At 54.4% G+C, this 26305-nt stretch carries 28 protein-coding genes, 1 tRNA gene and 1 pseudogene; 22 read left to right on the top strand and 8 right to left on the bottom strand.

What is annotated here, in order from left to right; all coding sequences use genetic code 11:
* Window positions 1-261: pseudogene (locus C7J97_RS12600) on the top strand (hypothetical protein); the annotation flags it as partial.
* Window positions 262-504: 243 nt separating this feature from the next.
* Here C7J97_RS12600 and C7J97_RS12595 read toward each other — a convergent pair.
* The 4 genes from C7J97_RS12595 to C7J97_RS12580 form a co-directional block, all read right to left on the bottom strand.
* Window positions 505-1293: a DUF975 family protein gene (locus C7J97_RS12595; protein ID WP_005921154.1), complete on the bottom strand. Its 789-nt coding sequence runs from the start codon at window positions 1291-1293 to the stop codon at window positions 505-507.
* A gap of 156 nt (window positions 1294-1449) precedes the next feature.
* Entirely contained in the window at window positions 1450-1689 is a 240-nt protein-coding gene (locus C7J97_RS15420) for a PTS sugar transporter subunit IIB (RefSeq protein WP_005921153.1), read from the bottom strand.
* A 48-nt stretch (window positions 1690-1737) separates the two neighbouring features.
* On the bottom strand, window positions 1738-2073 hold the full coding sequence (locus tag C7J97_RS12585; RefSeq protein WP_113992742.1) for a hypothetical protein: 336 nt from the start codon (window positions 2071-2073) through the stop codon (window positions 1738-1740).
* Between the two features lie 397 nt (window positions 2074-2470).
* Window positions 2471-3352 (bottom strand): LysR family transcriptional regulator, encoded by an 882-nt coding sequence (locus tag C7J97_RS12580; RefSeq protein ID WP_005922181.1) that lies wholly within the window; start codon window positions 3350-3352, stop codon window positions 2471-2473.
* 151 nt (window positions 3353-3503) lie between these two features.
* Between C7J97_RS12580 and C7J97_RS12575 the strand changes: the two genes are divergently transcribed.
* Window positions 3504-5492, top strand: a complete 1989-nt coding sequence (locus C7J97_RS12575) for an FAD-dependent oxidoreductase (RefSeq protein WP_005922180.1) — start codon at window positions 3504-3506, stop codon at window positions 5490-5492.
* Between the two features lie 101 nt (window positions 5493-5593).
* Window positions 5594-6025, top strand: a complete 432-nt coding sequence (locus C7J97_RS12570; RefSeq protein ID WP_005922179.1) for a family 4 glycosyl hydrolase — start codon at window positions 5594-5596, stop codon at window positions 6023-6025.
* A 212-nt stretch (window positions 6026-6237) separates the two neighbouring features.
* Here the strand turns inward: C7J97_RS12570 and C7J97_RS12565 are convergent, their stop codons facing one another.
* Complete coding sequence (locus C7J97_RS12565) at window positions 6238-6441, bottom strand: helix-turn-helix domain-containing protein (protein ID WP_242983518.1); 204 nt, start codon at window positions 6439-6441, stop codon at window positions 6238-6240.
* Window positions 6442-6795: 354 nt separating this feature from the next.
* Between C7J97_RS12565 and C7J97_RS12560 the strand changes: the two genes are divergently transcribed.
* From C7J97_RS12560 to C7J97_RS12530, 8 genes are all read left to right on the top strand, one after another.
* The gene (locus C7J97_RS12560; protein WP_005922176.1) at window positions 6796-7077 is read left to right on the top strand and encodes a hypothetical protein; all 282 of its coding nucleotides are present in this window, start codon (window positions 6796-6798) and stop codon (window positions 7075-7077) included.
* On the top strand, window positions 7077-7784 hold the full coding sequence (locus C7J97_RS12555) for an ImmA/IrrE family metallo-endopeptidase (RefSeq protein ID WP_005922175.1): 708 nt from the start codon (window positions 7077-7079) through the stop codon (window positions 7782-7784). The genes C7J97_RS12560 and C7J97_RS12555 overlap by 1 nt, the downstream gene beginning before the upstream one ends.
* A 537-nt stretch (window positions 7785-8321) precedes the next feature.
* Window positions 8322-8801, top strand: coding sequence for a sigma-70 family RNA polymerase sigma factor (locus C7J97_RS12550; RefSeq protein WP_044959981.1), 480 nt, complete (start codon window positions 8322-8324; stop codon window positions 8799-8801).
* A 360-nt stretch (window positions 8802-9161) separates the two neighbouring features.
* Window positions 9162-9389 carry a hypothetical protein gene (locus C7J97_RS12545; protein ID WP_005922171.1) on the top strand — a complete coding sequence of 76 codons (228 nt, stop codon included), beginning with the start codon at window positions 9162-9164 and terminating at the stop codon, window positions 9387-9389.
* Between the two features lie 135 nt (window positions 9390-9524).
* Window positions 9525-10196, top strand: a complete 672-nt coding sequence (locus tag C7J97_RS12540) for a type II toxin-antitoxin system PemK/MazF family toxin (protein ID WP_044959999.1) — start codon at window positions 9525-9527, stop codon at window positions 10194-10196.
* The gene (locus C7J97_RS12535; protein WP_113992740.1) at window positions 10187-11008 is read left to right on the top strand and encodes a DUF6551 family protein; all 822 of its coding nucleotides are present in this window, start codon (window positions 10187-10189) and stop codon (window positions 11006-11008) included. The genes C7J97_RS12540 and C7J97_RS12535 overlap by 10 nt, the downstream gene beginning before the upstream one ends.
* Before the next feature lie 97 nt (window positions 11009-11105).
* A complete protein-coding gene (locus C7J97_RS15070) occupies window positions 11106-11261 on the top strand; it encodes a hypothetical protein (protein WP_005922167.1) in 156 nt (51 codons plus the stop codon).
* A gap of 126 nt (window positions 11262-11387) precedes the next feature.
* Window positions 11388-13112, top strand: coding sequence for a recombinase family protein (locus tag C7J97_RS12530; protein WP_113992739.1), 1725 nt, complete (start codon window positions 11388-11390; stop codon window positions 13110-13112).
* Window positions 13113-13185: 73 nt separating this feature from the next.
* Here the strand turns inward: C7J97_RS12530 and C7J97_RS12525 are convergent.
* From C7J97_RS12525 to C7J97_RS12515, 3 genes are all read right to left on the bottom strand, one after another.
* Window positions 13186-13258: transfer RNA gene (locus C7J97_RS12525), tRNA-Ala, on the bottom strand.
* Between the two features lie 166 nt (window positions 13259-13424).
* Complete coding sequence (locus C7J97_RS12520) at window positions 13425-14252, bottom strand: TrmH family RNA methyltransferase (RefSeq protein ID WP_113992738.1); 828 nt, start codon at window positions 14250-14252, stop codon at window positions 13425-13427.
* Window positions 14253-14360: 108 nt separating this feature from the next.
* On the bottom strand, window positions 14361-17567 hold the full coding sequence (locus tag C7J97_RS12515; RefSeq protein WP_113992737.1) for an ATP-binding cassette domain-containing protein: 3207 nt from the start codon (window positions 17565-17567) through the stop codon (window positions 14361-14363).
* Between the two features lie 415 nt (window positions 17568-17982).
* Here C7J97_RS12515 and C7J97_RS12510 point away from each other — a divergent pair, with 415 nt between their 5' ends.
* From C7J97_RS12510 to C7J97_RS12460, 11 genes are all read left to right on the top strand, one after another.
* The gene (locus C7J97_RS12510) at window positions 17983-18288 is read left to right on the top strand and encodes a hypothetical protein (RefSeq protein ID WP_015537747.1); all 306 of its coding nucleotides are present in this window, start codon (window positions 17983-17985) and stop codon (window positions 18286-18288) included.
* Complete coding sequence (locus C7J97_RS12505) at window positions 18278-19018, top strand: sporulation initiation factor Spo0A C-terminal domain-containing protein (RefSeq protein WP_113992736.1); 741 nt, start codon at window positions 18278-18280, stop codon at window positions 19016-19018. The genes C7J97_RS12510 and C7J97_RS12505 overlap by 11 nt, the downstream gene beginning before the upstream one ends.
* 70 nt (window positions 19019-19088) lie before the next feature.
* Entirely contained in the window at window positions 19089-19928 is an 840-nt protein-coding gene (locus tag C7J97_RS12500) for a sensor histidine kinase (protein ID WP_113992735.1), read from the top strand.
* A 124-nt stretch (window positions 19929-20052) separates the two neighbouring features.
* A complete protein-coding gene (locus C7J97_RS12495; RefSeq protein ID WP_005922154.1) occupies window positions 20053-20910 on the top strand; it encodes a YitT family protein in 858 nt (285 codons plus the stop codon).
* A 96-nt stretch (window positions 20911-21006) separates the two neighbouring features.
* Entirely contained in the window at window positions 21007-21786 is a 780-nt protein-coding gene (locus C7J97_RS12490) for an HAD hydrolase family protein (protein WP_113992734.1), read from the top strand.
* Between the two features lie 15 nt (window positions 21787-21801).
* Complete coding sequence (locus C7J97_RS12485; protein ID WP_113992733.1) at window positions 21802-22179, top strand: MmcQ/YjbR family DNA-binding protein; 378 nt, start codon at window positions 21802-21804, stop codon at window positions 22177-22179.
* Between the two features lie 91 nt (window positions 22180-22270).
* A complete protein-coding gene (locus C7J97_RS12480) occupies window positions 22271-22618 on the top strand; it encodes a DUF6054 family protein (protein WP_113992732.1) in 348 nt (115 codons plus the stop codon).
* A gap of 1 nt (window position 22619) precedes the next feature.
* Window positions 22620-22979, top strand: a complete 360-nt coding sequence (locus C7J97_RS12475; RefSeq protein ID WP_113620923.1) for a DUF2500 domain-containing protein — start codon at window positions 22620-22622, stop codon at window positions 22977-22979.
* 232 nt (window positions 22980-23211) lie between these two features.
* Window positions 23212-23676, top strand: coding sequence for an Hsp20/alpha crystallin family protein (locus C7J97_RS12470; protein ID WP_005922144.1), 465 nt, complete (start codon window positions 23212-23214; stop codon window positions 23674-23676).
* 267 nt (window positions 23677-23943) lie between these two features.
* On the top strand, window positions 23944-24621 hold the full coding sequence (locus C7J97_RS12465) for a GntR family transcriptional regulator (protein WP_113992731.1): 678 nt from the start codon (window positions 23944-23946) through the stop codon (window positions 24619-24621).
* A gap of 205 nt (window positions 24622-24826) precedes the next feature.
* Window positions 24827-26269, top strand: coding sequence for an APC family permease (locus C7J97_RS12460; protein ID WP_113992730.1), 1443 nt, complete (start codon window positions 24827-24829; stop codon window positions 26267-26269).
* Window positions 26270-26305 lie beyond the last annotated feature (36 nt).

Genomic DNA, 26305 nt, shown 5'->3' with positions numbered 1-26305 from the left:
ATGTCGGCTCTGGCCGATCGGCTGATGCAGGTCACCAAGGGCATGACCATCACAGCGCGGTATTTCAAAGAGGATACCACCCACCCGGAGATTCCCGCAGTGGGCAACTACATCACCCTGACTGGCAAGGCAGACCGCATCGACCCGGTGTTCCGCACCTTGCAGGTGGGCGACACCGTAGTGCCCTTTGAAGATCTGGTGGAGGTCAGTGGGGAGGGTATCATGGAGATCGACCAATATCTCGGCATCTCCGAGGAATAAAAAACGCTGGGAGAAATCTCCCAGCGCAAGCATCCCTAATCACGGTACCGATATGTGCCAAGCCAAAGCGGACCCAGCACCCACAACCAAGGCAGTGAAACCGTTCTCGTCACTTTTAATACCGTAAGCACCAGCGTTAAAGCAAATAAGAGGGTCATTGCAATTATTTCGGAACGGTCAGGTTTCTTCTCCATACGCAGATCACCTCGAAAGTCCGGTCACATCTGAGAAATAGTGTAAAAGTCAGTATGCTTCATCCGGTTCGGTAGGTGCTGCGGTAATATCACGGTAGAAAGTGGCCCATGCAGCTTCCTCATAGGGGCGTACAAAAAAGAAGCCAATGCTCAATGGAATTGTCAGCAGAAGAAAAAGAGAAATCGCCATAGCCTCTGGACCGGTGAAATATTTGAGAACCAGAAACCCCCCGGCATACAGTGGCAACGAACAGAGCAGCTCCCAGCCAATGAAGCTGAAATCCAGACAGAACAGCCGCCATTTGTTGCCGTCCATAATCCGCCGGGATTCTGTGATCGCTTCATTTGCAGTCAACGAAGGATGCTCGGACATGATGTAAGGCGTCATCGCATAGCTGTATGTTTTCACGATTCCCGGAATCACCAACAGCAGCGACCAAAGGGCGATGTACAGACCCTGCAGGAATTTCATGCAGAAGCCATCCCACAGACGGTCTTTCTGAGAGAACAAGTCCGAGATGGCAGCATCCTTTCCATCTACAAGGTTCAGATTAAAATGAGCATATCCCAGTTGAACTGCACCGCCCACGATCAGTTGGAGGATTGCCCACAGACCAATGCCGACAAGCAAAACAGCAAGCAGCCGACCGCCGTTTGGCTGGGCGAACAGGTTAAAATGAATGTCCTTTGCCTGATTGGAATTGGAAACGACACTGTTGGAACTGCTCACAATGGTAGCACCGAGCGCACTGGCGGCAATACCTGTCAGAACAGCAGTTTTCCATTTTCCGCGCAGAGCATCGAGAGCGAGCATACGATAGTCGGCAGATATTTTCATAAAAGCAACCTCCTGTCTGAAAATGGCAAGTATGTGTGAAAAGGAATATGATATGCCACTTTAATTTAGATACGTTTGAAACGCTGAAAAAATTGCAGCATGAATGAAAAAGAGGCTGTTGCACCGGCTTTTATCCGTGTGCAACAGCCCCTTCCTTTACTTCAGCAGCTTGTCCAGTTCATCATAAACGGATTTGACGTTCGTGCCGACAATGACCTGACAGGCGTTCTTCCCCGGACGGATGATGCCTGCCGCTTTTACAGCCTGCTCATTGACCTGACGGTAGTCCTTGACCTCAAAGCGCAGGCGGGTAGTGCAGTAGCTGGCGCTTACTATATCACGCCGCCAGCTTGTGCTGCATTTGCAGTGGAACAGACCAATGAACTGCTGCTTCATTTTACGTCCGCAGTTCGGACAGATCCGCTTGCTGGCTCCCATAAAAGTTTACTGGAGCTTGGCGATAATTTCATCAGCGGACATACCGCTGGCAAGTAGCTTTTTCAATACGGATTCCGCTTCGGCCTTTTTGGATTCTTCTGCGGCCTTTTTTTCGGCTGCAACCTTTTTTGCCTCTGCTTTAGAAAGTTCCTTTACTGCAACCTTCAGCGCAGATTTTTTGCTTTTCAACTGCTCTTTCAGTACGCTGATGTTGTCAGACAGCGCAGCGATCTCAGTTTCAATTTGTTCCTTGGCAGTAGTCTTTTCAGCAACAATAGCCGCATAGTCAACATTTGTTTTCTTGGTACGCACTGCATTCTTGCTTCCTTTTGGTCTAGCCATAATAGTCCCTCCACCTAGTATTGGAATTTACTAATATAAGTATATTCTTTCTGCCTCGAAATGGCAATACTTTCTTAGACAACAAGAGCAGAGCTTTTGCGAGGCCCCGCTCTTATTGCTGCCGTTAAGCAGAAAATGAAGGAGATCTATCTTTCAAAACCGCCTGCGGACTGCTGCAGCGATGGGGAGCCACAACAAACCCATCAGACAGGCTTTGGAAGAAGCAAATAGGGATGTGAGAAATGCACTGTCACAGGTTGATGCCGATTCCAAGGATCACGAATAGGATCGCCAGACAGATGTAGCTTAACATTTATCTGGAGATGGCCCAAGGAAAAAATAGAAGCAGTATTAAAGCCGTTCACCGCGCATTTTATGAAATGCTGTCACTCTTTTTTTAAAACTTCAACCTCTCCTGCAAAAAGCGGCACAGTAGCTCCGCACAGGCGTTATGCTGCTTTTTGGGGCGGAGGAAGCCGGCGCAGATGGGCGGCAGACCGTCCAATATCACATTCCGGACGTTGGTCATCTGGCTGTGAGAGGTTTCCTCAAAACGGTTCAGGGACACACAATTCTGCTCCTGCGTGCGGTAAAGCACCTGATAAAATTGCTTGCCTAGCTCCAGCTGTGGGTGTGCGCCGCTTTCCTGCAGTGCCTGCCACAGCGGTGCAAGGGCATCCGGGGCAAAGCCGGGCACCAGCAGAGTCTGCCCGTCCAGCTCTGCCGGAGAAATATGGATCCGCTCCCAGAAAGGGCTGCTGCGGGAGACCATGACGGCGGTGGTGTGCTGGGAAAGGGCAGTGCGTGCAAGCCCGGTGGCACAGCCGCCTAGATCCATCACCAGTCCAGCATCCAGTGTGCCGTTTTGCAGCTGCACCGGGACTTCATCGTTGGACAAGGAAGTGTGCTCCAAGGGGATACCGGGGTACTGCTGCCGGAACGCCTCCAGCACCTCCCCCAGGTTGGGCAGATAGTCCGGCACCAGTGCTACACTGATGCCCAGACGCAGCGGTGCAGACTGGATCTCCTGGTAGGCCTGCTGGCACAGGGCATCGAACTGCTGCACCACCGGTGCAGCCTGTGCCCGGAACCGCTCGCCTTTTTCGGTCAGGGCCAGGTGATTGCGGGTGTTGACGAACAGCTTGCCGCAAAGTTCTTCTTCCAGTGCGGCAATGCTCAGCCGCAGAGCCTGCCGGGACAGATACATCCGCCCGGCGGTGTGGGTGTAATTCAAATCTTCGCACAACGCCAGAAAATAGCGCAGCTGCTGGATGGTCATGGTGTGCTCCTTTTTGCAAAACGCAAGTTTTACTTGATACTTATAAGGATATTATATCTTCTTTTTCTTTGTTTGTAAATGTGATACTTTTAACAAGAACGGCAATAGATTTTTGTCGATACGAAGATACGAGCAAGAAAAGGAAGGAATTATGATGGAAAAGATCTCCCGTAAAGGATTTCTGAAGGTCGCAGCAGCTGCTGCCATGAGCGGTATCACCGCTGCCGGTCTGGCTGCCTGCAATGCAGCCAGTAGCGCCTCCGGCGTTTCCAGTGCAACCGGTATCTACACCCCCGGCACCTACACCGCTACTGCCAAGGGCATGAGCGAGATCACCGCCACTGTCACCTTTGATGCCAACACCATCACCAAGGTGGAACTGGACCTCTCCGGCGAGACCGAGAGCATCGGCGTTGCAGCCAAGGACAAGCTCATTGAGCAGATCATGAACGCCCAGACCAGCCAGATCGACGGCGTGACCGGTGCAACCGTCACCAGCAAGGCCGTGCAGAACGCTGTGGCAGACTGCATCCAGCAGGCCAGCGGCGGTGCCATCAACCCTGCACAGCAGTCCACCGAGGAAACCTCCTCTACCGCCGACTGGCTGGGTGAGGCACCGGAGATCGCCGAGAGCGATATCAAGCAGACTGTGGACTGCGAGGTTCTGGTGGTGGGTGCCGGTTCTTCCGGTACTTTTGCTGCCGCCGCTGCCGCCGAGGCTGGTGCCAAGACCATCCTCATCGAGAAGTTTGGTCATGATATGGCCAGCGGCATCCGGGATACGCTGGCAGCCTGCGGCTCCAAGCAGCAGCAGGAGGACGGCGATGACGTAAGCAAGAAGGACGCCGTGCGCTACCTGTGCAACTGGAGTCAGGGCTACACCCGCCGTAGTCTGGCACAGGTCTGGGCCGATAAGAGCGGCGAGACCATGGATTGGTTCACGAATGTTCTGGCCGAAAGCGGCATCGACTTCCGCCACGAGATCGACGAAAAGCACGAGGGCGACAATTACGAGGTTTTGGATGTGGGCCACAGCACCCAGTATGGCGAGGAATACAGCGAGCGGCTGACCATGGACGCCGTGTTGAAGCACGCCGAGGCCGACGGGCTGGAAGTGCAGTACGAGATCACCATGGTCAAGCTGGAAAAGGACGGCGACCGTGTGACCGGCCTCATCGCCAAGAATGCCAGCGATGAGTATGTGCGCTACAATGCCTCCAAGGGCGTGATCCTTGCCTGCGGCGGTTACAGCGGCAACGAGACCATGATGAAGGCACTGCAGCCCCAGAGCGTGGAGCAGACCTGCATCAACTGCTCCAAGCCTGGCTCCAAAGGTGACGGCATCAAGGCCTGCCTGTGGGCAGGTGCCATCATGGACACCACCCATGCATCCATGATCTTTGACCGTGGTGCCATCAAGCCCGATCAGGTGGGCGAGTACGGCAAGGCCAGCGATGGTGTGCTGTTCTGGATGGGCAGCCAGCCGTTCCTGAAGGTGAACCTGAACGGTGAGCGTTTCATGAACGAGTATATGCCCTACGATCTGGTGCTGCACGCTGCTGCAAGCCAGCCCCACCACACCTACTGCACCATTTGGGACAGCAAGTATGCCGAGGACTGCGAGAAGTTTGCCACCCACGGCTGCAGCCGTCTGTACCCCCATGTCAACGGTACAAACCCGGTGCTCCCCATGGGCTATGTGCAGTCAATAAACGACGACCTGCAGAAGCAGGGCTACATCGTGGAGGCAGATACCGTGGAAGAGCTGGCAGAAAAGCTGGGTCTGCCGGTGGATGCTTTCACTGCCACGGTGGAACGCTACAATGAGCTGGCTGCCAAGGGTGAGGACGAGGACTTCGGCAAGGAGGGCTACCGCCTGTCCACCCTGCAGCAGGCACCCTTCTACGGCGTGCGTCAGGCTGGCGGCTATCTGATCTGCACCATCGACGGTATCCAGATCGACGATAATATGCACGCCATCGACCAGGACTTCAAGGCCATTCCCGGTCTGTATGTCATCGGTGACATGAGCGGCAACTACTTCTCCGGCAGCTATCCCAGCCTGATGGCAGGTGCCGCCGCAGGCCGCAGTGCCACCTTTGGCCGCCTTGCCGGTCAGAACGCTGCCGCAGGCATCTGATTACAACGTTTTCCTTCTCTTCTAATTATATCTGCACCTGAAAAAGCCGCTCCGGGTCTAGCCGGGGCGGCTTTTCTGATGGCAAAAAAGAAGAAAGTCGTATGCAGGACTACCTGCTGGGCGACGAAGTCGTAAAGAGCGGCGACCCCAATAACACCCGTGTCAACGAGGTCATGGAAGGCCGTGAGAAACGTATCTTTGATGCTGCGGTGGATTATCGTGCCGGTAAGGACGTAGACCTGACCAAGTTCTTCGGCGGTGTGCACAGCGAGTTTATCGTGGACGTTGCCATGAGCCTTGCTTTTGACCTGCGCAAGCGTTATCTGGTCATGGTGGAGAACAACGGTGCTGTGGAGAACCTGCCCTCCGATGCCATGGCGGAAGTTCCCGCTTACATCACCGACCATGGTCCGGAGCCCGTGCGTGTGGGTGAGATTCCCACCTTCTACAAGGGTCTGATCGAGCAGCAGGAGGATGTGGAGAAACTGATCGTGGATGCCGCGCTGTGGAGCACTCCTACGAGAAGGCACTGATGACCTTTACCCTGTCCAAGACCGTGCCCAGCCTGCTGGTTGCCAAGAAGATTCTGGACGATATGATTGTTGCCAACAAGGCTTACTGACCGGAGCTGCACTGATAAGTACCTCGTCAGCGGCTGATACCGGACAACTGAGTCCATAAAACATTGAACGCCTCCCCGGCATTCCTTCCAAGAAGGATGTCGGGGAGTTTTTTGCTGTCATATTTACAAGTAAGAGGAATCGAAGAAGTCCTTTAGGGTGATTTCCAAGCCCTGACAGATTCTTTCAATCGTCTCTACGCTCAGCTGGCCTCCCCGACGGGCAGTACTTTGGATTGTAGAATACGATATCCCGCATTTTTTTGTCAACACACATAGATTCATATCACGCTCTTGCATCAAATCCTGAACACGTTTGATCGTATCCACGAAAATCCCTCCCATCTTTTTAGTTCAAAACTTTTCCAACGATCTCAAATCTTTGCTCTGGGAGATATCCGGGGTGTGTCGTATATCTATGGGCTGTTCTACCGATTTGGCCTGATCGACGTGCCGGACAAGGTTAAGGAGAAGATGGGAGGGAAGGAACACTAACGGTTGTGACTGCGTTGTGACGTGCAACTTAAGTAAAATCAACTGGATTTCGAAAATATTTTCGTAAATTTGTAGTTGACAACTAAAACCGATCGCAGTATAATCAAGCTGCAAACACCAATTTGGTGTAAAAAAATCCAAATTAAACCACCGCAAAAACAACCTAAAAAATGAGAAGGAGGCCCCTCGATGCGTGATGACAACAAGCTCCACCGTGAAAAGAGATACGTTGAAGTGGACGTTCGCTTTACACCTGATGGCAAGATCCGCCCTCTTGCCATCAACTACGACAAAAGCCATATCTATGGGATCGACCGTGTTTTGGCTGTCAGGCGTGGCACATCGCGCCTTGGCGGGAAGGGGCAGTGCTTCACCTGCATGATCTGCGGGCAGAAGCGGAATCTCTGGCTTGAACAGGGCAAGTGGTTCGTGGAAGCCTACTGCTCCGTGCCGGAAAGCCGTGCTTCGTAATGGCAAGGTACTTATCCCGCGCAGACCTTTCGCGCATAGCGGGTAAGTATATCGACCAGTATTATACCCGCTTCGGGATCAGCAAGAATGCCCCGGAACTCATTGACCCTGAACGGCTTGCAAGCGCTGTTCTTGGGCTGAATGTGAAAATGCTGCCGCTGTGTAGCGATGGCAGTATCCTCGGGCTGACCGTTTTTCAAAGATGCGGTTTTACCGTAACTTTAGGGGATGGTACAAAGCTTGTAGAGATATTCATGCCGAAGGACGTTGTGATCGATTCTGCCCTTGCGGCAGACAGCTGCACCGGATGCCGGAATTTCACGATAGCGCATGAAGCGGCACACCAGATCTTAGCCGACCTGTTTCCGAACGATTACGGAAAAGCAGTCAAGCGCCGTGGGCACATTGCCTATCGGGAACGAAACGGACAACCCTCATGGGAGGAATGGCAGGCGAATACCCTTGCGGCAGAGCTGCTGATGCCAACATTTCTGGTCAACGCCGAAATAGAACGTGCAGGGCTGTGTCTGCCGAATGGAATCCTATACAAATCCGCATCTGACCCGAACTATGAAAAAATTCTGGAGATGGCTGCGCGGATGGGAGTATCGTGGTCTGCTATCAGGATCAGACTACAGCAGATGCAGGTCGTAAAAGGCAAACCCATCCACTGCCATCCATTGGACATCATCCGATTTGGAGAATAAACATGATTCAGTCAAATAATCGTTCTTTTAAAAATAAACCGCTGAGCAATATACAGCAGGCGCAATTCAGCATCGGCTGGAGGTTTTGCCCCGTTTGCGGACACAAGCTCTACCAAAAAGATGAGAGCTGTTCAGGCACTATCCGCATAAAGTGCCTCAAGTGCGGCAACGTAGCAACGGTTGATTTAGCCTATCGCAGGCGTTGATTGCTTTATAGGCAAAACACAATTTTAAAAATCGGGTGCATTGCACCCTGAATATGGACTGTTCGTCACCGAGCAACGGGCCATTGCCGCAAGGTAATGTATGAAACGCGCACCAAATAGCCGGGCAACAGCTGATAGAGTGATTCTGCTTTTAGAACCGCTCTGTTAGTTGGTTGTCCGGCTATTTTTTTTAGCCTTCAGGAAGCCTGCTCCCGTAAAAAGGAGCAGGCTTTATGTTTGTCCGGTTTGCGTGGATGCCCCAAGCAGCGAAATATCCGTAGCCTTCCAAATTTTCGACTTTTTACGACTTATCGAAAATTTGGAGGTTTATATGAACTACAATAGCGGAAATGCCCGCCGTAACTTCTATGCTAAATGGGACAAGCTCCGGGAAGAATACCGGGCTGCTGGCATGAAGGAGGACGCTATCCAGAAGATGTATGAGTACGATCTGGCGGTCTTCAATGATGATCGTGCCCACCACCGTTACGACGTCGAGATTCCGAGTGCAGACGATTCCGAAAACCGGAACGATTATGCTGACTTTGTGCGAGCCACTACCGTGACGGACACCTATCACGAAACGAAAACGAGGTTTGCGTGGGTGGGTGAAGTCCAAAACGAACGTCTGCAAGCCGGATTAGAGAAGCTGTCTGTTGACGACCTCAAGCTTTTGACGCTGTACGCCTATGAGGGCTACACCGTTACTGAAATTTCTAAAGCTTTAGGCGTTTCACAACCTACTATTAGTATCAAAATCAAGAGAATTACTAAATTTCTGAAAAACTTTGATTTCAATGTTATGGATTGACCTTTCAACTGGGTTCGTAAGTGAAGGGACAATTTCCCAAGCGGCACCTGCCGCAGGGCAAAACGTCCGACCTCGCGCACCTTGAAAACTGAATAGTTCCGTCATCTGGTACTCCGATAATGATACTTCCGTAATTCGCGGCCCGGTCATAAAGCAGACGGGGTGGCTGAAATGCCAATGAAGCGGTACAAGTCCGCTGCCAGATGTTTATGCCCCACTCGCAGGGAGCCGAGGGCGAATATGCGAGACCTGAACATATTTTATCAGGAGTGACCGGATGCTGTTTTCGGTCTCCGGTCACTCCTGTTCTTTTACATATTTATCCGCTAATCACCTTTACTAACACGGAGGACTACTCAAATGGACGAGTTGAATCCTACGGTGCGCGAACAGGAGATTTATGAGGAGATGGAACTGACCCCGGAAATGATCAAGTCCATCCGAACCCTCTGTGCAACCTGTCTGCGACATTTCGTAGAAGCCAAGGCTTTCAAAATTGCTATCGTGCCGAGTGCAGACAACAGCATGGACACTTGCACTGTCTGTCAGACCCGGCGCGGTTACGATTATGTTGTAATGCACCGCTGATGCTGGTGCTTTATCTCAGTCATCGAAGGAGATGATGTGTATCGTATAAAAAGAATTGCTCCCATACTTCAACAGAAACCCGCTGCCCAGGAGGTGCAGTGGGTTTCTTACATATCCAAACGGAGGTTTCGCAATTTGGAATCTACTTTGAAATTCCAACGCGGAGACATCTACTTCGTTCGACTTGACAACCGCACAGGTTCCGAACAAAGCGGAACCCGTCCAGCAGTCATTCTACAAAATGATGTGGGAAACTCCTGCTCACCGACATTGATCGTTGCGACTTTGACAAGTAAGACAGAAAAGAAAGCTACGCAGCCGACGCATTGTCTGGTGGAACCGGAGGGACTGGAGCCGTCCATCGTTCAGGCTGAGCAAATCTTCACCATCGACAAAAGCCGTGTCAAAAGATTTGTCGGACACCTCACCCCAGAAGAGATGGGGCGGGTCGATGATGCTGTGAAAATCAGTCTTGCGCTGAACCCAATGGGAAGCATCCAAAAGCTCAAACCTATCGTCCGTTCTACGGCGGCTTACGCACCGCCAGAAGTAGTTGACGGTAAGCCGCCTGTCTATCCCTACACTCCTATCAAATCCGATTTTGAGGATGCAGGAACAGTCGAAGAAATGATGTTATACACCGAACTGCAATCCGCTGTTCACGCAATGATCCAGCGGCTTGAATACAGCTTCACCTTTAATCCCAGCTTGCTCACCAGCCCGAAGCGTAAGAAGCAAGTGACTGAGATTTTGACCGAAGCTGAAAAATACATTTGGCGAATTAAGGAGGAAATAAGATGCGCCTGAAAAACGACACGAACAATTATGCTGCTTCCTTTAATATCACTCCACCGTACCAGATGCTGGTGCTTCACAGCAAGGTGCTGATCTACCCCCGCGAGATCTATCAGCGGGGTGTGGAGCGTAAGCGTGTGGAAATGATTGCTGCCGATTTCAACGAGTACATTGCCAACGAGCCGAAGGTCAGCTTCCGCGACGGCAAGTATTATGTGGTGAACGGTCAGCACACCATCGAGGGGCGCATCCTCCGTAACGGCGGTGAGGATTTGCCGATTCTCTGCAAGGTCTACACCGGACTGACGATGGAGCAGGAAGCTCTGCTCTTTGCAGAGCAGAACGGGCACTCTGCTCCTCTGACGGCGGGCATCAAGCTGCGTGCCAAGGTCGTGGGCGGTGATGCTCCTTCCAAGGCATTTCTCGCTGCTACCAACCGGGTGGGGCTGGCATTCAACTATGACGGCTTGCAGTTGAGCGACTACCGCATCAGCTGCGTGGGCACCGCTCTCAAGCTGTACAACCAGATGGGCGAAAAGATCTACTGCGAAGCCCTGCGGCTGATCGTGGCAGCTTGGGGAGGCAAGCCTGATTCGTTCCGTGCATCTGTCCTGCGTGGTATGATGCACTTTGTGGAACTGTATCACGGCGAGTTCAGCGAGGAACGGCTGGTTCGTGCGCTTGGCAGCGTCCATCCTATGGAGATTTACCGTGTTGGCAGGGATAACCCTGCAAAGCTGCCCGGATGGAAGAAATACGTTTTTCCCATCTACATGGCTTACAACGGCAAAGGCCGCAAGGACGCCTTGCCGATGAAGTTCTAAAACATATTTCCTATGCCAAGGGGCATCTGCAAGCTACAGGTGCCTCTTATTACATAATTATATCGCACTATCGCTACTTTTGAAAGAAGGACTAGATATGACCAATATGAATGTGATTCCTGTGTCGCAGGATTCGTATATCGTTAATGGCTGCAAAGTAAAAATCACCTATGCAGAAGATGGTGACAGTATGGAGGTTCTTCAGAAACTGATTCATGATACCCTCTGCGAAGAAGCCAAGAATTGCAGTTGAACCGACATCCTTGCAACAAGGATAGTCCAGCACTAAAATAATGGTACAGTTGATGCAGCAACCAATTCAAACAAACGAGTGTGCGCACAGTATCGTTGTTTTAGTTTTACATAAGGAGTAACAACGATGAAAAAACGTGTATATACCTTATACCGTGTTTCGACCATTGGACAGGTCGAAAAGGATGACATACCCATGCAAAAAGAAGCCTGCCACGAATTTGCAGAACGGCAGGGCTGGGAAATCGTCAAGGAGTTTTCCGAAAAAGGCGTTTCCGGTTTTAAGAAATCTGCAAAAGACCGCGATCAGCTCCAACTGCTTCAGCAGGCGGCTGCTGCCGGAGAGTTTGATGTTCTGCTGGTGTTCATGTTTGACCGTCTGGGTCGGCGTGACGACGAAACGCCCTTTATCGTGGAATGGTTCACGAAGCAAGGGGTCGAGGTCTGGAGCGTAAATGAAGGCCAGCAGCGTTTTGATTCCCATGTCGATAAGCTGATGAACTATATCCGCTACTGGCAAGCATCCGGCGAGAGCATCAAGACCTCTATCCGTACTCGCACCCGTATAGAACAGCTTACGGAAGAAGGTCACTACACTGGCGGCATTGTAGCTTTTGGTTACAAGCGTGTCCAGAAAGGCCGCTTGAACAAAAAGAACCAAGCTGTCTGCGATTTGGAAATCAACGAGGAAGAAGCCGCCGTGGTGCGCCTGATCTTTCAGAAGTATGTTTATGAGGGATACGGCGCAAAACGGATCTGCAACTATCTTGTCGAACACAATATTATGGGGCGCAATGGAAAAAACATCCCTAATATTACGATTGGCAGGATGATTCGTAACAAAGGATACACGGGTTATCTTATCAATGGCAACGTTGAAAAAGAATGCCCTGAGTTGCGGATCATTGAGCCGGAAGTATTTGAAAAAGCTCAGGAACTGCGGGATGCCCGCCGCAGAGAAAAGGGTGAGGACGCAGATTCGTACAGTCCTCATGCTTTGCTTTGTGGTAAAGTGTTCTGTGCCCACTGCGGCAATCGTTTGAATATTACCAGCAGCGGACGCACTCGGCTTCGGGCAGATGGTACTGTCGTAAAAGAAAAGCGTTATCGTTATAGCTGCAACTTTAATGTTCGGCATCCGGGGCAGTGCGATGGACAGTCCGGTTATGGTGTGACGACACTGGACGCAGTTGTAGAAAGCATCGTGTGCATGAAGTTTGAAGAAATTCTGGAGTGCTCCAAGAGCAATCTTCTGGAAGAAATGCGGCGTAAAGATTTGGATGCTGCCAAAAAGGAAGCAACTCGTTGGAAAGAGGAAGTCCAGACCAAGGTTGACGAACAGGATGCGTTAAAAAAGGAAATGATTCGTGTCATCCAAGGAACAAGCGGACTCGACCGCGAGATGATCCAGCAGATGGTCAATGAAAACAAGGAAGCACTGCTTACCGCACAGACCAATCTGGCAGACTCGGAAAAGAAGTTGAAGGAGATCGAGGAGCAGAACCAGAAGGCTGAACGTAATTGCAGTGATTTATTCACATGGGCAAGCACCTATAAGGGAGCCAGTTTTGAAAGGCGTCAGGCTATTTTGAAACAGTTTATCAAAGAAGTGCGTGTCGGACGCGACTACAATATCGAGATCGTTCTCAATGTACCGCTGGACGAATTTGAGGAGTTCAAGCGTCACGCAGCATCGGCTGGACGGGGCAAAAATCAGAAAAACAAGTCGCAAAATCCTCAAAAAGTTGGGCGTTGTACATCAAATGCCGGAATCGTCGTTTTAGACAAAACAGCAGGTGAAACCATAAGCATTGTGCCTAAAAATGCTGCACACGCGATTTTGCGCTGTTAAGACGAATGATGCACGATTTTGCGAAGAATAGCAAAAAGAAACGCCGTATCGTATTAAACGATACGGCGTTTTATGGACTCGAAGGGAGTCGAACCCTCGACCTTTCGGATGCGAACCGAACGCTCTCCCAACTGAGCTACGAGCCCACGAAAAAGCACCCAATTTCTAATGGGGGCAAATGAGCTATAACACCAGATCGGGAATGCAACGCTTGCACTCCCAGCTGAGCTATAGGCCCATGATGATGACGCTGATAGTGTACCGCGTTTTGGGGCGTTTGTCAAGCAATTTCGGAGAGCGCGAGCAGGGGACTTACAAGCGGCCGAGCTGCCAGAAGGCCACGGCGCTGGCGGCGGCTACGTTGAGGGAATCTACCCCGTGGGACATAGGAATCTTTACGGTGTAATCGCAGGCGGCGATGGTACTATTGGCCAGCCCATCGCCCTCGGTGCCCAGCACGATGGCAAGCTTTGGCTCGGCGGCAAGGGCGGCATCGTCGATGCTGACCGAGCGGTCGCTCAGTGCCATGGCAGCGGTTTTGAAGCCCAGCGCGTGGAGCTGGGCACTGCCGTTTTCCGGCCAGTCGGCAGGACAGGTGCCGATCTGCGCCCACGGCACCTGAAACACGGTGCCCATGCTTACCCGCACCGCACGGCGGCACAGCGGGTCGCAGCAGGAGGGGGTGACGAGCACTGCGTCCATGTTCAGCGCGGCAGCGCTGCGGAAGATGGCACCCACGTTGGTGGAATCCACGATGCCTTCCAGCACAGCCACCCGGCGGGCATGGGCGCAAACCTGCTCCACCGTGCGGGGCGCAGGACGGCGGAAGGCGCACAGCACGCCCCGGGTCAGCGCAAAGCCGGTGAGCTGTGCCAGCAGCTCCCGGTCAGCGGTATATACCGGCACATCGCCGCAGCGGGTCAAAATCTCCTGTGCCGGGCCGGTGATCTGCTTGCGCTCCATCAGCAGGGAAAGGGGCTGATAACCGGCGTCCAGCGCCCGGGCGATCACCTTGGGGCTTTCGGCGATAAAGATGCCCTTTTCCGGCTCCAGCCGGTTGCGCAGCTGCGCCTGCGTGAGCCGGGCGTAGATGTCCAGCTCCGGGGCGGTAAGGTCGGTGATCTCATGAATGACAGGCATGGAAAGGCTCCTTTGAAATGAAGTTTTTTCTATTGTAGCACAAGCCGGGCCGGAATGCAAAATCCCTGCTGCACACAGAGCACAGCAGGGATTTGGATGCGGAATGTGTTACTCAGAGCGCAGCGCTTTGACAGGGTTGCTCTTTGCGGCGCTGCGGGCGGGGATCAGGCCGCCCAGCATGGTAAGCAGGGTGGCCAGAACGATCAGGATCAGCGCGGCCTGCGGCGGCAGCGAGGCTACCACGTTCACATCGCCCGCGATGTGGTGGATGAGCATATTGCCGGGGATGAGCAGCAGCAGGCAGAGCACCACGCCCATCACGCCGGAACACAGGCCGATGATAAAGGTCTCGGCGTTGAACACCTGCGAGACGTTGTGCTTGGAGGCACCGATAGCGCGCAGAATGCCGATCTCCTTGCGGCGCTCCAGCACGCTGATATAGGTGATGACGCCGATCATGATGGAGGACACCACCAGCGAGATAGCCACAAAGGCCACCAGCACATTGCTGACCATGCCCACGATTTCGGTGACCGAGTTCATCAGAGTGCCCACCATATCGGTATAGTGGATCACCTTATCCTCTTCGCCCTGCTGCCGCATGGAGGCGTTGTAGGCGTCCAGCTCGTTCACCACCTGCGCCTTGGTGTCAAAGCTGTTGGGGTAGATATAGATGGCATCGGGCTTTGTGTAGTCCACATAGCCGAGGTCGTCCAAAATCTTTTCGTAGCTGGAAGCGGAGGAGAGCAGGGTACTTTTGATCATCTCGGTCAGGTCGGAGCCGGTCATGTTGATCTGAATGGCCTGCTGGAACACAGCGGGGTCGATCTTGAGTGCGCTTTCCACCTGCGTGCTCAGCTGCGCAATATTGCTCTGGATGGCCTGCGCGATCTTCTGCTCCAGCTGCCCGGCCAGCTTCTGGATGGCGGGACCCATCTGCTCCTGCAAAGCGGCGGTGAGCTGGGTCTGCAGCGCCTCGCCCAGCTGGACGGAGTAGGTCTCCATCACGGTCTGCAGATTTTGCTGGAGGGTACCGGCAAACTGCTCCTCCAGCCCGGAGGTGTCCAGCAGATCACCCATGGATTCGGCCAGCAGCGTCTGGAAGGCCTCGGTCTGCATATAGGAGGAAAAACCGATCTTATCCAGATTCAGCAGGCCGTTGCTGATGAGATAGCGCTTGTAGCCGTTCATGATCTTTTTCATCAGCGTCTGTAAGCCGTCCTGAGAGATATTCAGCTCTACGCCGTCGAACAGCTCGCTCATGTCCATCTCCATGTCCGGCAGCGGCAGCCCGCTGAGGTCCAGCTTGAAGCTGGAAGGGTCGATGAGGGTGGCAAGATCGAAGGAATCGTCGGTCAGGTCGAATGCGCCGTCCAGATCAAAGTGCAGGGCGCTGGTGTCGAACTGGAAAGCGTCCTTGAGGGCGTCCGTGTCCACCGAGAACAGAGAGGCGATGTTCAGCATATTGTTGCTGGCAGCGTCGAAGGGTTCGCCGGTCAGCACATTGATGTCCGGGTCTGCCAGCTGCTGGCGCACGATCTCGCTGTTGGCCGCCTGATCAATGACGTAATAGGTCAGATCGTGCAGGTAGTCCAGACCGCTGTGCAGGATAGTGGAGGTGGCGTCTGCCTTGGGCTGCACGATGCCGACAATGGTCAGCTCCTCGCTGTCGGCCACCAGCTGCTGCATATAGGCTTCATCGTTCAGCTTGCTCAGCCAGACCTTGTGCTCGGTGTCGTAGACATAGCAGTCGGCCTTGTTGACAAGCTTGAAGGTCATGCCCAGAAAATCGTCATAGGTATAGGTGCCGTAGTCCGTGGGCAGATCGATCTTCTGGTTCTGCGCATACTGCTGTAAGATCTTGTCCAGCTCGGCCTGATCCCGCAGACCCATGGCGTACAGCGCATAGTCCGAAACGCTGCCGTCCGCGTTCAGGGTCAGCACCAGCTCGTTGTACTTTTCCGGCCAGCGGCCAGCCTTGACATCGTATTGATCCTCGTACAGGGCGGGGGTCTCGGCCATTTCGCAGAACACATAGGGGCTGGCCATGGAGGTCATAAGGCTGGTCACCGAGGTGTTCTCACTGGCGATATCGGAAAATGTGGTGTCCGGGTTCAGCTTCTGCACGGTGCCGTCCGGGTTCTGGCGGTAGATCAGCGGATCAGGGGTGTAGGTGTATTCCACCGTGGCGTTGTCCCGGATGGTACAGGCGTCACTGTCCAGATATGCCTTCAGCGAGCGCAGATCGTTGCTGGCAGCGCCGATGTTCAGTTGAGACAGCAGCTGTCTCACCGTGACCATGCCCTCCGGCGCGGAGGAGGAGCCGGACGAGACGCTGGTGTAGGTGTCCGGGTCCATCATGCTGGCCAGATCTACGCCGGTGCTGCTGATCTGCAGCGGGTAGGCGGCCAGCGTGGATTTTTCCATGTTGCTGATATAGCGGCTCACACCGTTGGAAAGGGAAAGGATCAGCGCAATGCCGATGATACCGATGGAACCGGCAAAGGCGGTGAGCAGGGTGCGTGCCTTTTTGGTGAGCAGATTGTTGAAACTGAGGGAAAGGGAGGTGAGCAGGGACATGGAGGAGTGCCCCATGTTCCGGTGCACGGGGGCAACGGCAGCAGCCTCGTCCTCGGGTTCGTAGGGCATGGTGTCGGAGCGGATCACGCCGTCCTTCAGCTTTACGATGCGGGTGGCGTAGCGCTCGGCAAGCTCCGGGTTGTGGGTGACCATGACCACCAGACGGTCCCGCGCCACTTCCTTGAGCAGTTCCATCACCTGAATGCTGGTCTCGCTGTCCAGTGCGCCGGTGGGCTCATCGGCCAGAAGGATGTCGGGGTTGTTCACCAGCGCACGGGCAATGGCTACGCGCTGCATCTGCCCGCCGGACATCTCGCCGGGGTGCTTGTGCAGCTGGTTGCCCAGCCCCACCTGCTCCAGCGCAGCGGCGGCACGGCGGCGGCGCTCGGCCTTGGAAACGCCCGAGATGGTCAGTGCCAGCTCTACGTTGCCCAGCACGGTCTGGTGGGGGATCAGGTTATAGCTCTGGAACACAAAGCCGATGGTGTGGTTCCGGTAGGAGTCCCAGTCGCGGTCGGTGTATTTTTTTGTGGAGATGCCGTTGATGACCAGATCGCCGCTGTCGTAGCGATCCAGACCGCCGATGATGTTCAGCAGGGTGGTCTTGCCGGAGCCGCTGGGGCCCAGAATGGCCACAAATTCGTTGTCCCGCAGGTTCAGACTGACGTTGTTCAGTGCGTGCTGCACCAGCTCGCCGGTCTTATATTCTTTGTTGATCTGTTTAAGTTTGAGCATAGATGTGCCTTTCCGGTACTGCGCCGCCGGGCGCTGCTGCCTGGGATTTAAAAGTAGGAAACATTTGCAGACAATATCTAATTTAGTTTAGCAAATAAAAATGAAGAAACCGTGAAATCACCTGCGGAACGGATGAAGCTGCGGCACTTTTGCGTCTGGGCAGCAGTTTTGCCGGAAGGACGGGGCAAAAAAGAAAAGCGGAAAAAGATACCGGTTGAATTTACAAGCTGAACGTGATATTCTAAAGCTGACAGACAGGCTGCGCCGGAAAAAACGGCGTTATATTACCTGAAAGGCTGTCGGAACAACACTTCTTTAGGATTGTAACAGTTTCTCCTGCTTTATACAATTATACAATAATAAAAGGATAAACAAGGCAGAAAAAATTTGGCCCTTGTAGTAAGGAGGAACTGAAATGGAACGTACATTTTCACCTATGATCCGGCAGTATTCTGCCATTGATGGTTTGCAGCAGGCGTATACGCTGGTGTATGCCATGGAGGTAGAGGGCACACAAGGCTGTCGGCTGACCCTGTGCCAGATCGGCAGCCGACAGCAGATCGTCAGTCAGCATGTTGCGGCAGCGCCGGAGTTCTGTTACCGGCTCCTGCGCTACTTGTGTGAAAATGGAGTTCAGCCGGAGCTCTGGCGGGATGCGGTCACAGACCTGACAGCTGCCGGGCTGGTAGGCGAGAAAGGCGGCGCATGGCGTGAACAGTGAGCGAACAGCCCAACTGCAAGTCGCCCTTGCAAGCTATGATCTGAAAGAACTGCGTGTCCAGAAGCGTTATTTGCAGGAGCAGGGAACCGCCATTGACTGCACCTGCTTTTGCAGCGGCGAAAAGCTGCTGGCACAGCTGCGGCAGGGTGTCCGTTATGATGCCGTGGTGCTTTGCAGCGAGCTGACGGATCTGCCTGCGGAGCAATTTGTCCGGCAGTTTTATCAGCTGAAGGAGCGGCCGATGCTTCTGATACAGAGCCATGGCCGCAGCAGCGGCACGGCGTTGCAAAAGCTCCGCGAGGGGTGCTACTGCGTAGAGGGCACCGAGCTGAAAAGGCTGCTGTGGCAGCTTTACCGGATGCCCGGGCGGCAGAACCGGCAGCTGGAGCAGCGGTGCAACCAGCTGTATGCGGCGTGGGGCATCCCGCAGGGGGATGTCAACGCCGGATATCTATCCTGCGCGGTCGGCATCGCATGCAGCACCAGCCAGAAGCTGGCGATCCGCAAGGAGATCTTGCAGGCGGTGAGCGAGCAGTTTAATACATCGGTCGCTGCTGTGGAAAGCGGCATCCGCCGGATGGTGGATCAGCTGGAGGAAAAGCCGCCTCTTGCGTGGCTGGCGTTTAAGGCCGATACAAGGCTGGGCAGCGGCAAACCCACCACCGGCAAGCTGATCTACGCGGTCAGGGACGTTGTGTTGCGGCAAAAAGTGCCATCCACCCGCCTGTAAGGCTTGCACACGGCTTTGGAACACGGCGGCGTTCCTTTAGAAAAATGGCATCGCCCGGGGAGGCAGAGCAATGGAGCAGCAAAAGACAGAAACGCGGTCTATCACCGCAGAGCAGCGCAAGCGGGTCGAGGAGGTCTGCTTCCGTTCGCTGGCGCTGATCGGACGCAACTGTGAATATCTGGAGCAGCATTTTGACCGCACCGGTGCAGACACGTCTACCCGGCAGGCGGTGGCAGATATCGACACCGCTGCCATACAGCTGGACCGCACCCTCACCGAGGCGATCACCCTGCTGGAGTTTCTGCACGAGGACACAAAGCCGCAGCTGTACCCCATTGACCTGTGTGAGCTTTTGCAGCAGGTGGCGGCGCAGTCTGATATGATCCGGGCGCAGCTTGGGGTGGATATCCGGCTGGACTACGGCGGGTGCACCACCTGCTGCGTAATGGCAGACCGCAGAGATGCGGAGCTGCTGTGCCTGCATCTGCTCTCCAATGCATTGCACGCCAGCCGGGAGGGCGGCAGCGTCTGCATTGCGCTGCGCCGCACCGAGAGCGGCTGGCAGCTGACCGTCACCGACGATGGCTGCGGTCTGCCCGGTGAGGATGTACAGGCAGCACTGGAAAACCGCCGCAGCTTTCTGGGCGGGGCGCAGCTGGGACTGCTGCTCTGCCGGGAGTGCTGCCGCCGGATGGACTGGAGCTTACAGCTGGAGCCTGCGCCCGAAAAAGGCACACAGGCTGTGGTGAGCATTCCGTTGTACACGGGCGAAAGCCGCCCTGCCGGCACGGTGGAGCTGCGCACCGGCTCGGAGACCGAGCAGGAGCAGCGCAAGTATCATCTGCGTGCCATGCTGGTGCGGGAGATGCGCACCATGCCGGAGCGTGGCGACCCGGAAGACGAGTTTTAATAAGGTGGCAAGGCCGCTGCACAGCGTTTTGTGCGGCGGCCTTGTTATTTTGCGCCCGGTGCTTTCCTACAAGCGCAAAGCATGGTATACTGAATGCTGAAAACAAAAGCTTGGAGGAGCAACAATGACAAACAAGAAGCTGAACTACCCTGCAATTGCCAAGGAGATGGCCATCCTGACCGGGGCCGTTGCCATTATTGCGGCGGCGGTCTATTTTTTTCTGGTGCCCAGTCATACATCCGTCAGCAGTATTTCCGGCCTTGGCATCGTGCTTTCTAATTTTGTGCCGCTGCCGCTTTCGGCTATTACTATGGTGCTGAACATCGTGCTGCTCATCATCGGGTTTTTTACCTGCGGCAGGGAGTTTGGCGCAAAAACCGTGTATACCAGCGTGATGCTGCCGGTGTTTCTGGGGCTTTTCGAGCGGCTATTTCCGGATTTTGGCTCCATGACCGATAGTCAGGAACTGGATGTGCTGTGCTATATTCTGGTGGTCAGCGTGGGTCTGAGCATCCTGTTCAACCGCAACGCATCCTCCGGCGGGCTGGATATCGTGGCAAAGATCATGAATAAGTACCTGCACATGGAGCTGGGCAAGGCCATGTCCCTTTCGGGCATGTGTGTGGCGCTTTCTGCTGCCCTTGTCTACGATAAAAAGACCGTGGTGCTGAGCATTCTTGGCACCTATTTCAACGGCATCGTGCTGGACCATTTCATCTTCGATAACAGCATCAAGCGCCGGGTGTGCATCATTACCGAGAAGGAGGAGGCGCTGCGGCAGTTCATCATCAACGACCTGCACAGCGGTGCCACCATGTACGAGGCCATCGGTGCATATAACTTTGAAAAGCACAACGAGATCATTACCATCGTGGACAAAAACGAGTATCAGAAGCTGATGAACTTTATCAACCGCGAGGACCCAAAGGCCTTTGTTACGATTTATAATGTGTCCAGTATGCACTACCAGCCCAAGCGCTGAGCGCGGTACAGGGGAAGGACACAAAAGCCGTGCCGGGGCTTTTCCGCAGCGGAAAACCGTGGTAAAATAAGAAAAAACGGAAAGGGAATAACAGCCATGGACATCAGACTGGTTTGCAGCGATATTGACGGTACGCTGCTGCAATACGGCAAAAAGGAGCTGGAGGGCGAAATATTCGAACAGATCCGGGCGCTGCATCAGCGGGGGATCTGGTTCTGCCCGGCCTCCGGGCGGCAGTATACCAGCCTGCGCAAGCTTTTTGCACCGGTGGCGGACTGCTGCGTATTTATCTGCGAAAACGGCGGCACCATCTTTCAGGAAGAACAGTGCATCGCCAAAAATCCCATGCCGCGGGCGCTGGCAGAGGAAATTGCCAACGATATGTGGACCCGCAGCGAGGGGCAGGGCGAGGTGATGCTCTCCGGCCAGAACACCGCCTACCTGATGGAGCGCGGTCTTGGCATGCTGCAGCGGGTGCAGTTCGTGGGCAACCACTACCAGATCATTCACAGCCCCGCCGAGGTGCCGGAGGACATCACCAAGGTTTCGGTGTACCTGCACGAGGGCGTGGAAAACTATGTGGAGCGCTTTGTGCCCCGCTGGAAGCAGGCCAACTGCGCCGTGGCGGGTCCGTACTGGATCGATACCACCTTTGCCAACAAGGGCATCGGGGTGCAGTGCGTGTGCCGCACCCTTGGCATCGACCCCGCACAGGTCATGGCTTTTGGCGATAACTACAACGACGAGACCATGCTGGACGTGGTGGGCGTGCCCTACATTATGGACAACGCCGCCGCCCCGCTGCGGGCAAAATACAAAAACCACACCCCCCGCCCGGAGGATGTGCTGGCGCAGCTGCTGGCACAGCAGCCGTAAAAGGGGGGAGAGCCCATGGACCGCAAGGGCTTGGAACAGCTCATTTTTGATACTTACAGCGTAGAGCCGGACTATCCGTGGATGGACACCCCGGAGTCGGCGGTGTTCCGCCATGCGGCAAACCGCAAGTGGTTTGCGCTGGTCACCACCGTGCCCAAAAGCAAGCTGGGGTTGCCCGGGCAGCAGCCGGTGGATATCGTGAACCTGAAATGTGACCCCATCCTCATCGGCTCCCTGCGGGCAGAACCGGGCTTTTACCCTGCCTACCACATGAACAAGGAAAACTGGATCACCGCCGCATTGGACGGCAGTGCCCCGGAGGATAAGCTCCGTCTAGTGCTGGACATGAGCTACAACTCCACCGCACCCAAGCTGCGCAAAAAGAAAGCTTGACCGCAGCAAAATAAGGGCGGGCGCTGCAATTGCTGCCCGCTCTCATTCGTATTCAGAGTAAAGGGACTGCATTTTGCAAAAGGAGGAAGCTATGGCTATTTTTGAAAAGACCATCCGCAACCAGAACTTCGATACCCTGCTCCGCAAGCTGGAACACGCCATCCCGGACAGCAGCTGGTCGGCAGAGCTGGAAGCCGGCAGCGATTTCAAGGAGGGCAGCGCCCGGTGCAGCGTGCGGGTGTTTGAGCGGTACAGTATGGTGGGTGGCAACCGCCTTAGCCTGACGCTGACCCTGTTCCAGAACGGGGACGGGCCTATCCGACTGTCGGCCATTGCGGCGGGCGGCAGTCAGGCGGTGTTCTTTAAAATGAACACCCTCGGCGAAGATGCCTTTCTGAAGGACGTAAAGCAGCTGCTGGAAGAAATTTTGGAGGGGTAATATGTTTTATACTGGGTTTGACGCATTTTTCAGCATCCTGTTCCCGCTGGTGTTTCTGGTGGTGCTGGGCATGATCCTGTTTACCGTGGTGAGCAACCTGCGCACATGGGGCAAAAATAATGCGTCCCCGCGCCTTACCGTCCCGGCTACTGTGGTGGCCAAGCGGACGAACGTTTCCCGCCATCATACGGACAATACGATGTCGCATACGTTCACTACCTATTATGCCACCTTTCAGGTAGAAAGCGGTGACCGCATGGAACTGGAAGTAGATGGTTCGGATTACGGAATGCTTGTCGAGGGCGATACCGGAAAGCTGAGCTTTCAGGGCACGCGCTATCTGGGGTTTGAACGGAATTAAACACGCTTCTGCGCAGCATTTTTGAAGAAATCGCAGAAGCTGTGACAAAAGTATTATTCTTTTATGAATTTTAGCACTCTACGCTTGACAGTGCTAAATAATTGTGCTATAACAGTGGCGTGCTCAGGAGGAAGGGCAAAAGGAGAGCCGCAAGGCTCCCCGGAAAGCCTTTCCGAATGGACGCTTCAAAGTTTTTGCCCCGACCCGAACGCCGGGATTGGAGGTATGTTTTATGTTTATGCCGACTGTTTTTCATGAGAACCTGTTCGATGATCTCTTTGATCCGTTCTGGAATGAGGGTGCACTGGAGCGTGCGATGAACCGCGAAGCCCGCGACACCTTTGGTAAGCGCGGTGCAAACATGATGAAGACCGATGTCAAGCAGACGGACAACGGCTACGAAGTGGACGTTGACCTGCCGGGCTGCAAGAAGGAAGACGTTCAGATGGATCTGAGCGACGGCTATCTGACCATTCAGGCAGTGCGCAGCCACAGCAATGACGAAAAGGACAACAAGGGCCGCTACGTGCGGCGCGAGACCTTCTCCGGCAGCTGCGCACGCAGTTTCTATGTGGGCGAAGTGAAGAAGGAGGACATCCACGCAAAGTTCGAGGATGGTGTCCTGCACATCCAGCTGCCCGCTCCTCAGCAGACAAAGGCTCTGCCTGAGAACCCGAATCTGATCGAGATCGAGTAAATGCCGACCGTGTGCGCCAAGGCATAACGTATATAGGATGCCCCCGGAGAGCTGCAATAAGCCCTCCGGGGGCATTTTTTGTGTTCAGGCTTTCGACGACGGAGAGGGGAGAAAGTACCTGTTTTTGCCAGAAAACTTTATTTTTCCACCGTTTCGTGGTATCCTTATAAGGCACACGCAATACAGGCCTGCGGCTGCACTGGCAGCGGCTGCGGACTGCGTGCGGCAAAAAAAGAACGTATAGAAGGGAAAAGGGGGATAAAAGTCATGGGCGAATTTGCCTTTCAGACTTTACGGGAAAGTATCACCTCTGCCATCAGGAGCAAGATCCTTACCGGGGAATTACAGCCGGGCGTAAAGCTGGCCGAGCAGAAACTGGCCGAGGAGTTTGGCTCCAGCCGGGCACCCATCCGGGAGGCGCTGCGGCAGCTGGAACAGGAGGGCATGGTCGAGTATTCGCGCAATGTGGGCTGCTCGGTGCGCCGGGTAAAGCCGGAGGACGCCTACGAGATCTACCTGCTGCGGGCAAATCTGGAAATGACGGCACTGCGCTATTTTGATTGCAAATTCCCGGAGGAGGATCTGCGCACCCTGCGCGGCATCTTAGAGGAGATGCGCAATGTCCGGCCGGGGAATCTTTCGCAGATCGTGGAGAACGACAACCGCTTCCATGCGGTCATCGTGCAGCGGGCGGGGCTGCCCAGACTGCTGAAATTCTGGGACGACTTGAACTACGGCAACCTGCTTGTTGGGGCGAACAGCGGCTCCAACCACGAGACGCTGGCGCAGCGGCAGAACGGCATTCACACCAAGCTGTACGAGGCGCTGGCAAGCGGCGACACCGAGGTTGCCTGCCGCGCCGTCTACGCCCACTACATGGAGCCCATGGAGCGGATGCGCAGCGCAAACAGCGCCGCACAGGCAGCGGACGAAGCAGCAAAATAAGGGGAATTTGGCTGACCGTCTAAATTTTGACCAATCATTTTATGGAAATTGCAGATTGTCTACAATCTGCAATTATGCTATACTATCAAAGTGATCGGTCGAGTACTGCTGTATTTTTGGTAAAAATTGCGAAATGTATGCGGAACATCGGCCTTCTTACAGGAACTTCCGCCCTGTGTGGAAAAGAAAGAGAGGAATTGTCCGCATGTCTAACAAAGAAAAAGCCACAAAGATCTCGTGGCTTACCCTTGCCTTCATGGCCTTTTCTACGGTCTGGGGCTTCGGCAACATTACCAACGGCTTTGTGTACTTTAACGGTCCGCAGGTCATCTTCAGCTGGATCTTTATGTTTGTCCTGTACTTCATCCCCTATGCGCTGATGGTGGGTGAGCTGGGCTCTGCCTTTAAAAACGAGGGCGGCGGCGTCAGCTCCTGGCTGCACCAGACCACCAACGCCAAGCTGGCCTACTACGCCGGTTGGACCTACTGGGCCTGCCACATCACCTACATCGCCAGCAAGGGCAGCGGCTTTTTGAAGGCGCTGAGCTGGGCCATTTTCCGCAACGCGGAGACCTACGATTCCTTCCCCACCCGCTACATCCAGCTGGCTACCTTCTGCATCCTGCTGCTGGGCTGCTACATTGCAAGCTTGGGTCTGAACCCTCTGAAAAAGCTGCTGACTGCCGCAGGCACCTGCACCTTCGTCATGTCCCTGCTGTACATCGTGATGATGTTTGCTGCCCCGGCCATCAACCCCACGGCAGAGTACGTCCACGCAAACCTGAGCTTTAGCAGCCTCATCCCCAACTTCAACGTCACCTACTTTACTTCTCTGTCCATTCTGGTGTTCGCTGTGGGCGGTTGCGAGAAGATCTCTCCCTACGTCAATAAAGTCGAGAACCCCAGCAAGGGCTTCCCCCGCGGCATGATCGCGCTGGCCGTCATGGTGGTCACCTGCGCCATTCTGGGCACGCTGGCCATGAGCCGTATGTTCGACCCCGCCATCATCAACGCCAGCGCAGAGAGCTTCAACGCCTATGTCGCCAACAGTTCCTACTGGGCTTTCCAGAAGCTGGGTCAGTACTACCATGTGGGCGATCTGTTCATGATCATCTACGCCCTGTGCAACGTCATCAGCCAGCTCGCCGTGCTGATTTTGAGCATCGACGCACCGCTGCGTATGCTGCTGGATAACGAGCACACCAAGCAGTTCATCCCGAAGGCTCTGCACAAGGTCAACGCCCACGGCGTGCACAGCAACGGCATCAAAATGGTGGCTGTGCTGTCCGGCTCCATCATTCTGGCACAGTCCTTCGTGCCCGGTGCGGCTGCCGTTCTGCGCCAGCTGACCAAGCTGAACTCTGTGTGCATGCCCATGCGCTATCTGTGGGTGTTTGCCGCCTACATCGCCCTGCGCAACGCCTACGATACCATCCCTGCCGAGTATCGCTTTGTCAAAAATCAGGCCGTGGCCAAGTTCTTCGGCGGCTGGTGCTTTGCCGTTACCGCCGTGTGCTGCGTGCTGGGTATGTATGATAAGGACCCCTTTACCTTTGCACTGAACGTTATCACCCCCGTAGTGCTGACCGTGCTGGGATTCATTCTGCCCGCCCTTGCAAAGCGCGAGCAGACCGCTGCCAAAAAGTAACCTGAATATGCTTAAAAAGGGCCGGTCAGCACTGAC

The organism is Faecalibacterium prausnitzii, assembly GCF_003324185.1.
In the GTDB taxonomy this organism is placed as follows: domain Bacteria; phylum Bacillota; class Clostridia; order Oscillospirales; family Ruminococcaceae; genus Faecalibacterium; species Faecalibacterium prausnitzii.
Note: the sequence above shows the minus strand (reverse complement) of the source record. Positions and strands in the feature narration are given on the sequence as shown.

What these genes read in the sequence shown, in the direction of transcription:
- C7J97_RS12595 (WP_005921154.1), bottom strand. Translation starts at nt 1,293, where the DNA reads ATGAAAATATCTGCCGACTATCGTATGCTCGCTCTCGATGCTCTGCGC.
- C7J97_RS15420 (WP_005921153.1), bottom strand. Translation starts at nt 1,689, where the DNA reads ATGAAGCAGCAGTTCATTGGTCTGTTCCACTGCAAATGCAGCACAAGC.
- C7J97_RS12585 (WP_113992742.1), bottom strand. Translation starts at nt 2,073, where the DNA reads ATGGCTAGACCAAAAGGAAGCAAGAATGCAGTGCGTACCAAGAAAACA.
- C7J97_RS12580 (WP_005922181.1), bottom strand. Translation starts at nt 3,352, where the DNA reads ATGACCATCCAGCAGCTGCGCTATTTTCTGGCGTTGTGCGAAGATTTG.
- C7J97_RS12575 (WP_005922180.1), top strand. Translation starts at nt 3,504, where the DNA reads ATGATGGAAAAGATCTCCCGTAAAGGATTTCTGAAGGTCGCAGCAGCT.
- C7J97_RS12570 (WP_005922179.1), top strand. Translation starts at nt 5,594, where the DNA reads ATGCAGGACTACCTGCTGGGCGACGAAGTCGTAAAGAGCGGCGACCCC.
- C7J97_RS12560 (WP_005922176.1), top strand. Translation starts at nt 6,796, where the DNA reads ATGCGTGATGACAACAAGCTCCACCGTGAAAAGAGATACGTTGAAGTG.
- C7J97_RS12555 (WP_005922175.1), top strand. Translation starts at nt 7,077, where the DNA reads ATGGCAAGGTACTTATCCCGCGCAGACCTTTCGCGCATAGCGGGTAAG.
- C7J97_RS12550 (WP_044959981.1), top strand. Translation starts at nt 8,322, where the DNA reads ATGAACTACAATAGCGGAAATGCCCGCCGTAACTTCTATGCTAAATGG.
- C7J97_RS12545 (WP_005922171.1), top strand. Translation starts at nt 9,162, where the DNA reads ATGGACGAGTTGAATCCTACGGTGCGCGAACAGGAGATTTATGAGGAG.
- C7J97_RS12535 (WP_113992740.1), top strand. Translation starts at nt 10,187, where the DNA reads ATGCGCCTGAAAAACGACACGAACAATTATGCTGCTTCCTTTAATATC.
- C7J97_RS15070 (WP_005922167.1), top strand. Translation starts at nt 11,106, where the DNA reads ATGACCAATATGAATGTGATTCCTGTGTCGCAGGATTCGTATATCGTT.
- C7J97_RS12530 (WP_113992739.1), top strand. Translation starts at nt 11,388, where the DNA reads ATGAAAAAACGTGTATATACCTTATACCGTGTTTCGACCATTGGACAG.
- C7J97_RS12520 (WP_113992738.1), bottom strand. Translation starts at nt 14,252, where the DNA reads ATGCCTGTCATTCATGAGATCACCGACCTTACCGCCCCGGAGCTGGAC.
- C7J97_RS12515 (WP_113992737.1), bottom strand. Translation starts at nt 17,567, where the DNA reads ATGCTCAAACTTAAACAGATCAACAAAGAATATAAGACCGGCGAGCTG.
- C7J97_RS12510 (WP_015537747.1), top strand. Translation starts at nt 17,983, where the DNA reads ATGGAACGTACATTTTCACCTATGATCCGGCAGTATTCTGCCATTGAT.
- C7J97_RS12500 (WP_113992735.1), top strand. Translation starts at nt 19,089, where the DNA reads ATGGAGCAGCAAAAGACAGAAACGCGGTCTATCACCGCAGAGCAGCGC.
- C7J97_RS12495 (WP_005922154.1), top strand. Translation starts at nt 20,053, where the DNA reads ATGACAAACAAGAAGCTGAACTACCCTGCAATTGCCAAGGAGATGGCC.
- C7J97_RS12490 (WP_113992734.1), top strand. Translation starts at nt 21,007, where the DNA reads ATGGACATCAGACTGGTTTGCAGCGATATTGACGGTACGCTGCTGCAA.
- C7J97_RS12485 (WP_113992733.1), top strand. Translation starts at nt 21,802, where the DNA reads ATGGACCGCAAGGGCTTGGAACAGCTCATTTTTGATACTTACAGCGTA.
- C7J97_RS12480 (WP_113992732.1), top strand. Translation starts at nt 22,271, where the DNA reads ATGGCTATTTTTGAAAAGACCATCCGCAACCAGAACTTCGATACCCTG.
- C7J97_RS12475 (WP_113620923.1), top strand. Translation starts at nt 22,620, where the DNA reads ATGTTTTATACTGGGTTTGACGCATTTTTCAGCATCCTGTTCCCGCTG.
- C7J97_RS12470 (WP_005922144.1), top strand. Translation starts at nt 23,212, where the DNA reads ATGTTTATGCCGACTGTTTTTCATGAGAACCTGTTCGATGATCTCTTT.
- C7J97_RS12465 (WP_113992731.1), top strand. Translation starts at nt 23,944, where the DNA reads ATGGGCGAATTTGCCTTTCAGACTTTACGGGAAAGTATCACCTCTGCC.
- C7J97_RS12460 (WP_113992730.1), top strand. Translation starts at nt 24,827, where the DNA reads ATGTCTAACAAAGAAAAAGCCACAAAGATCTCGTGGCTTACCCTTGCC.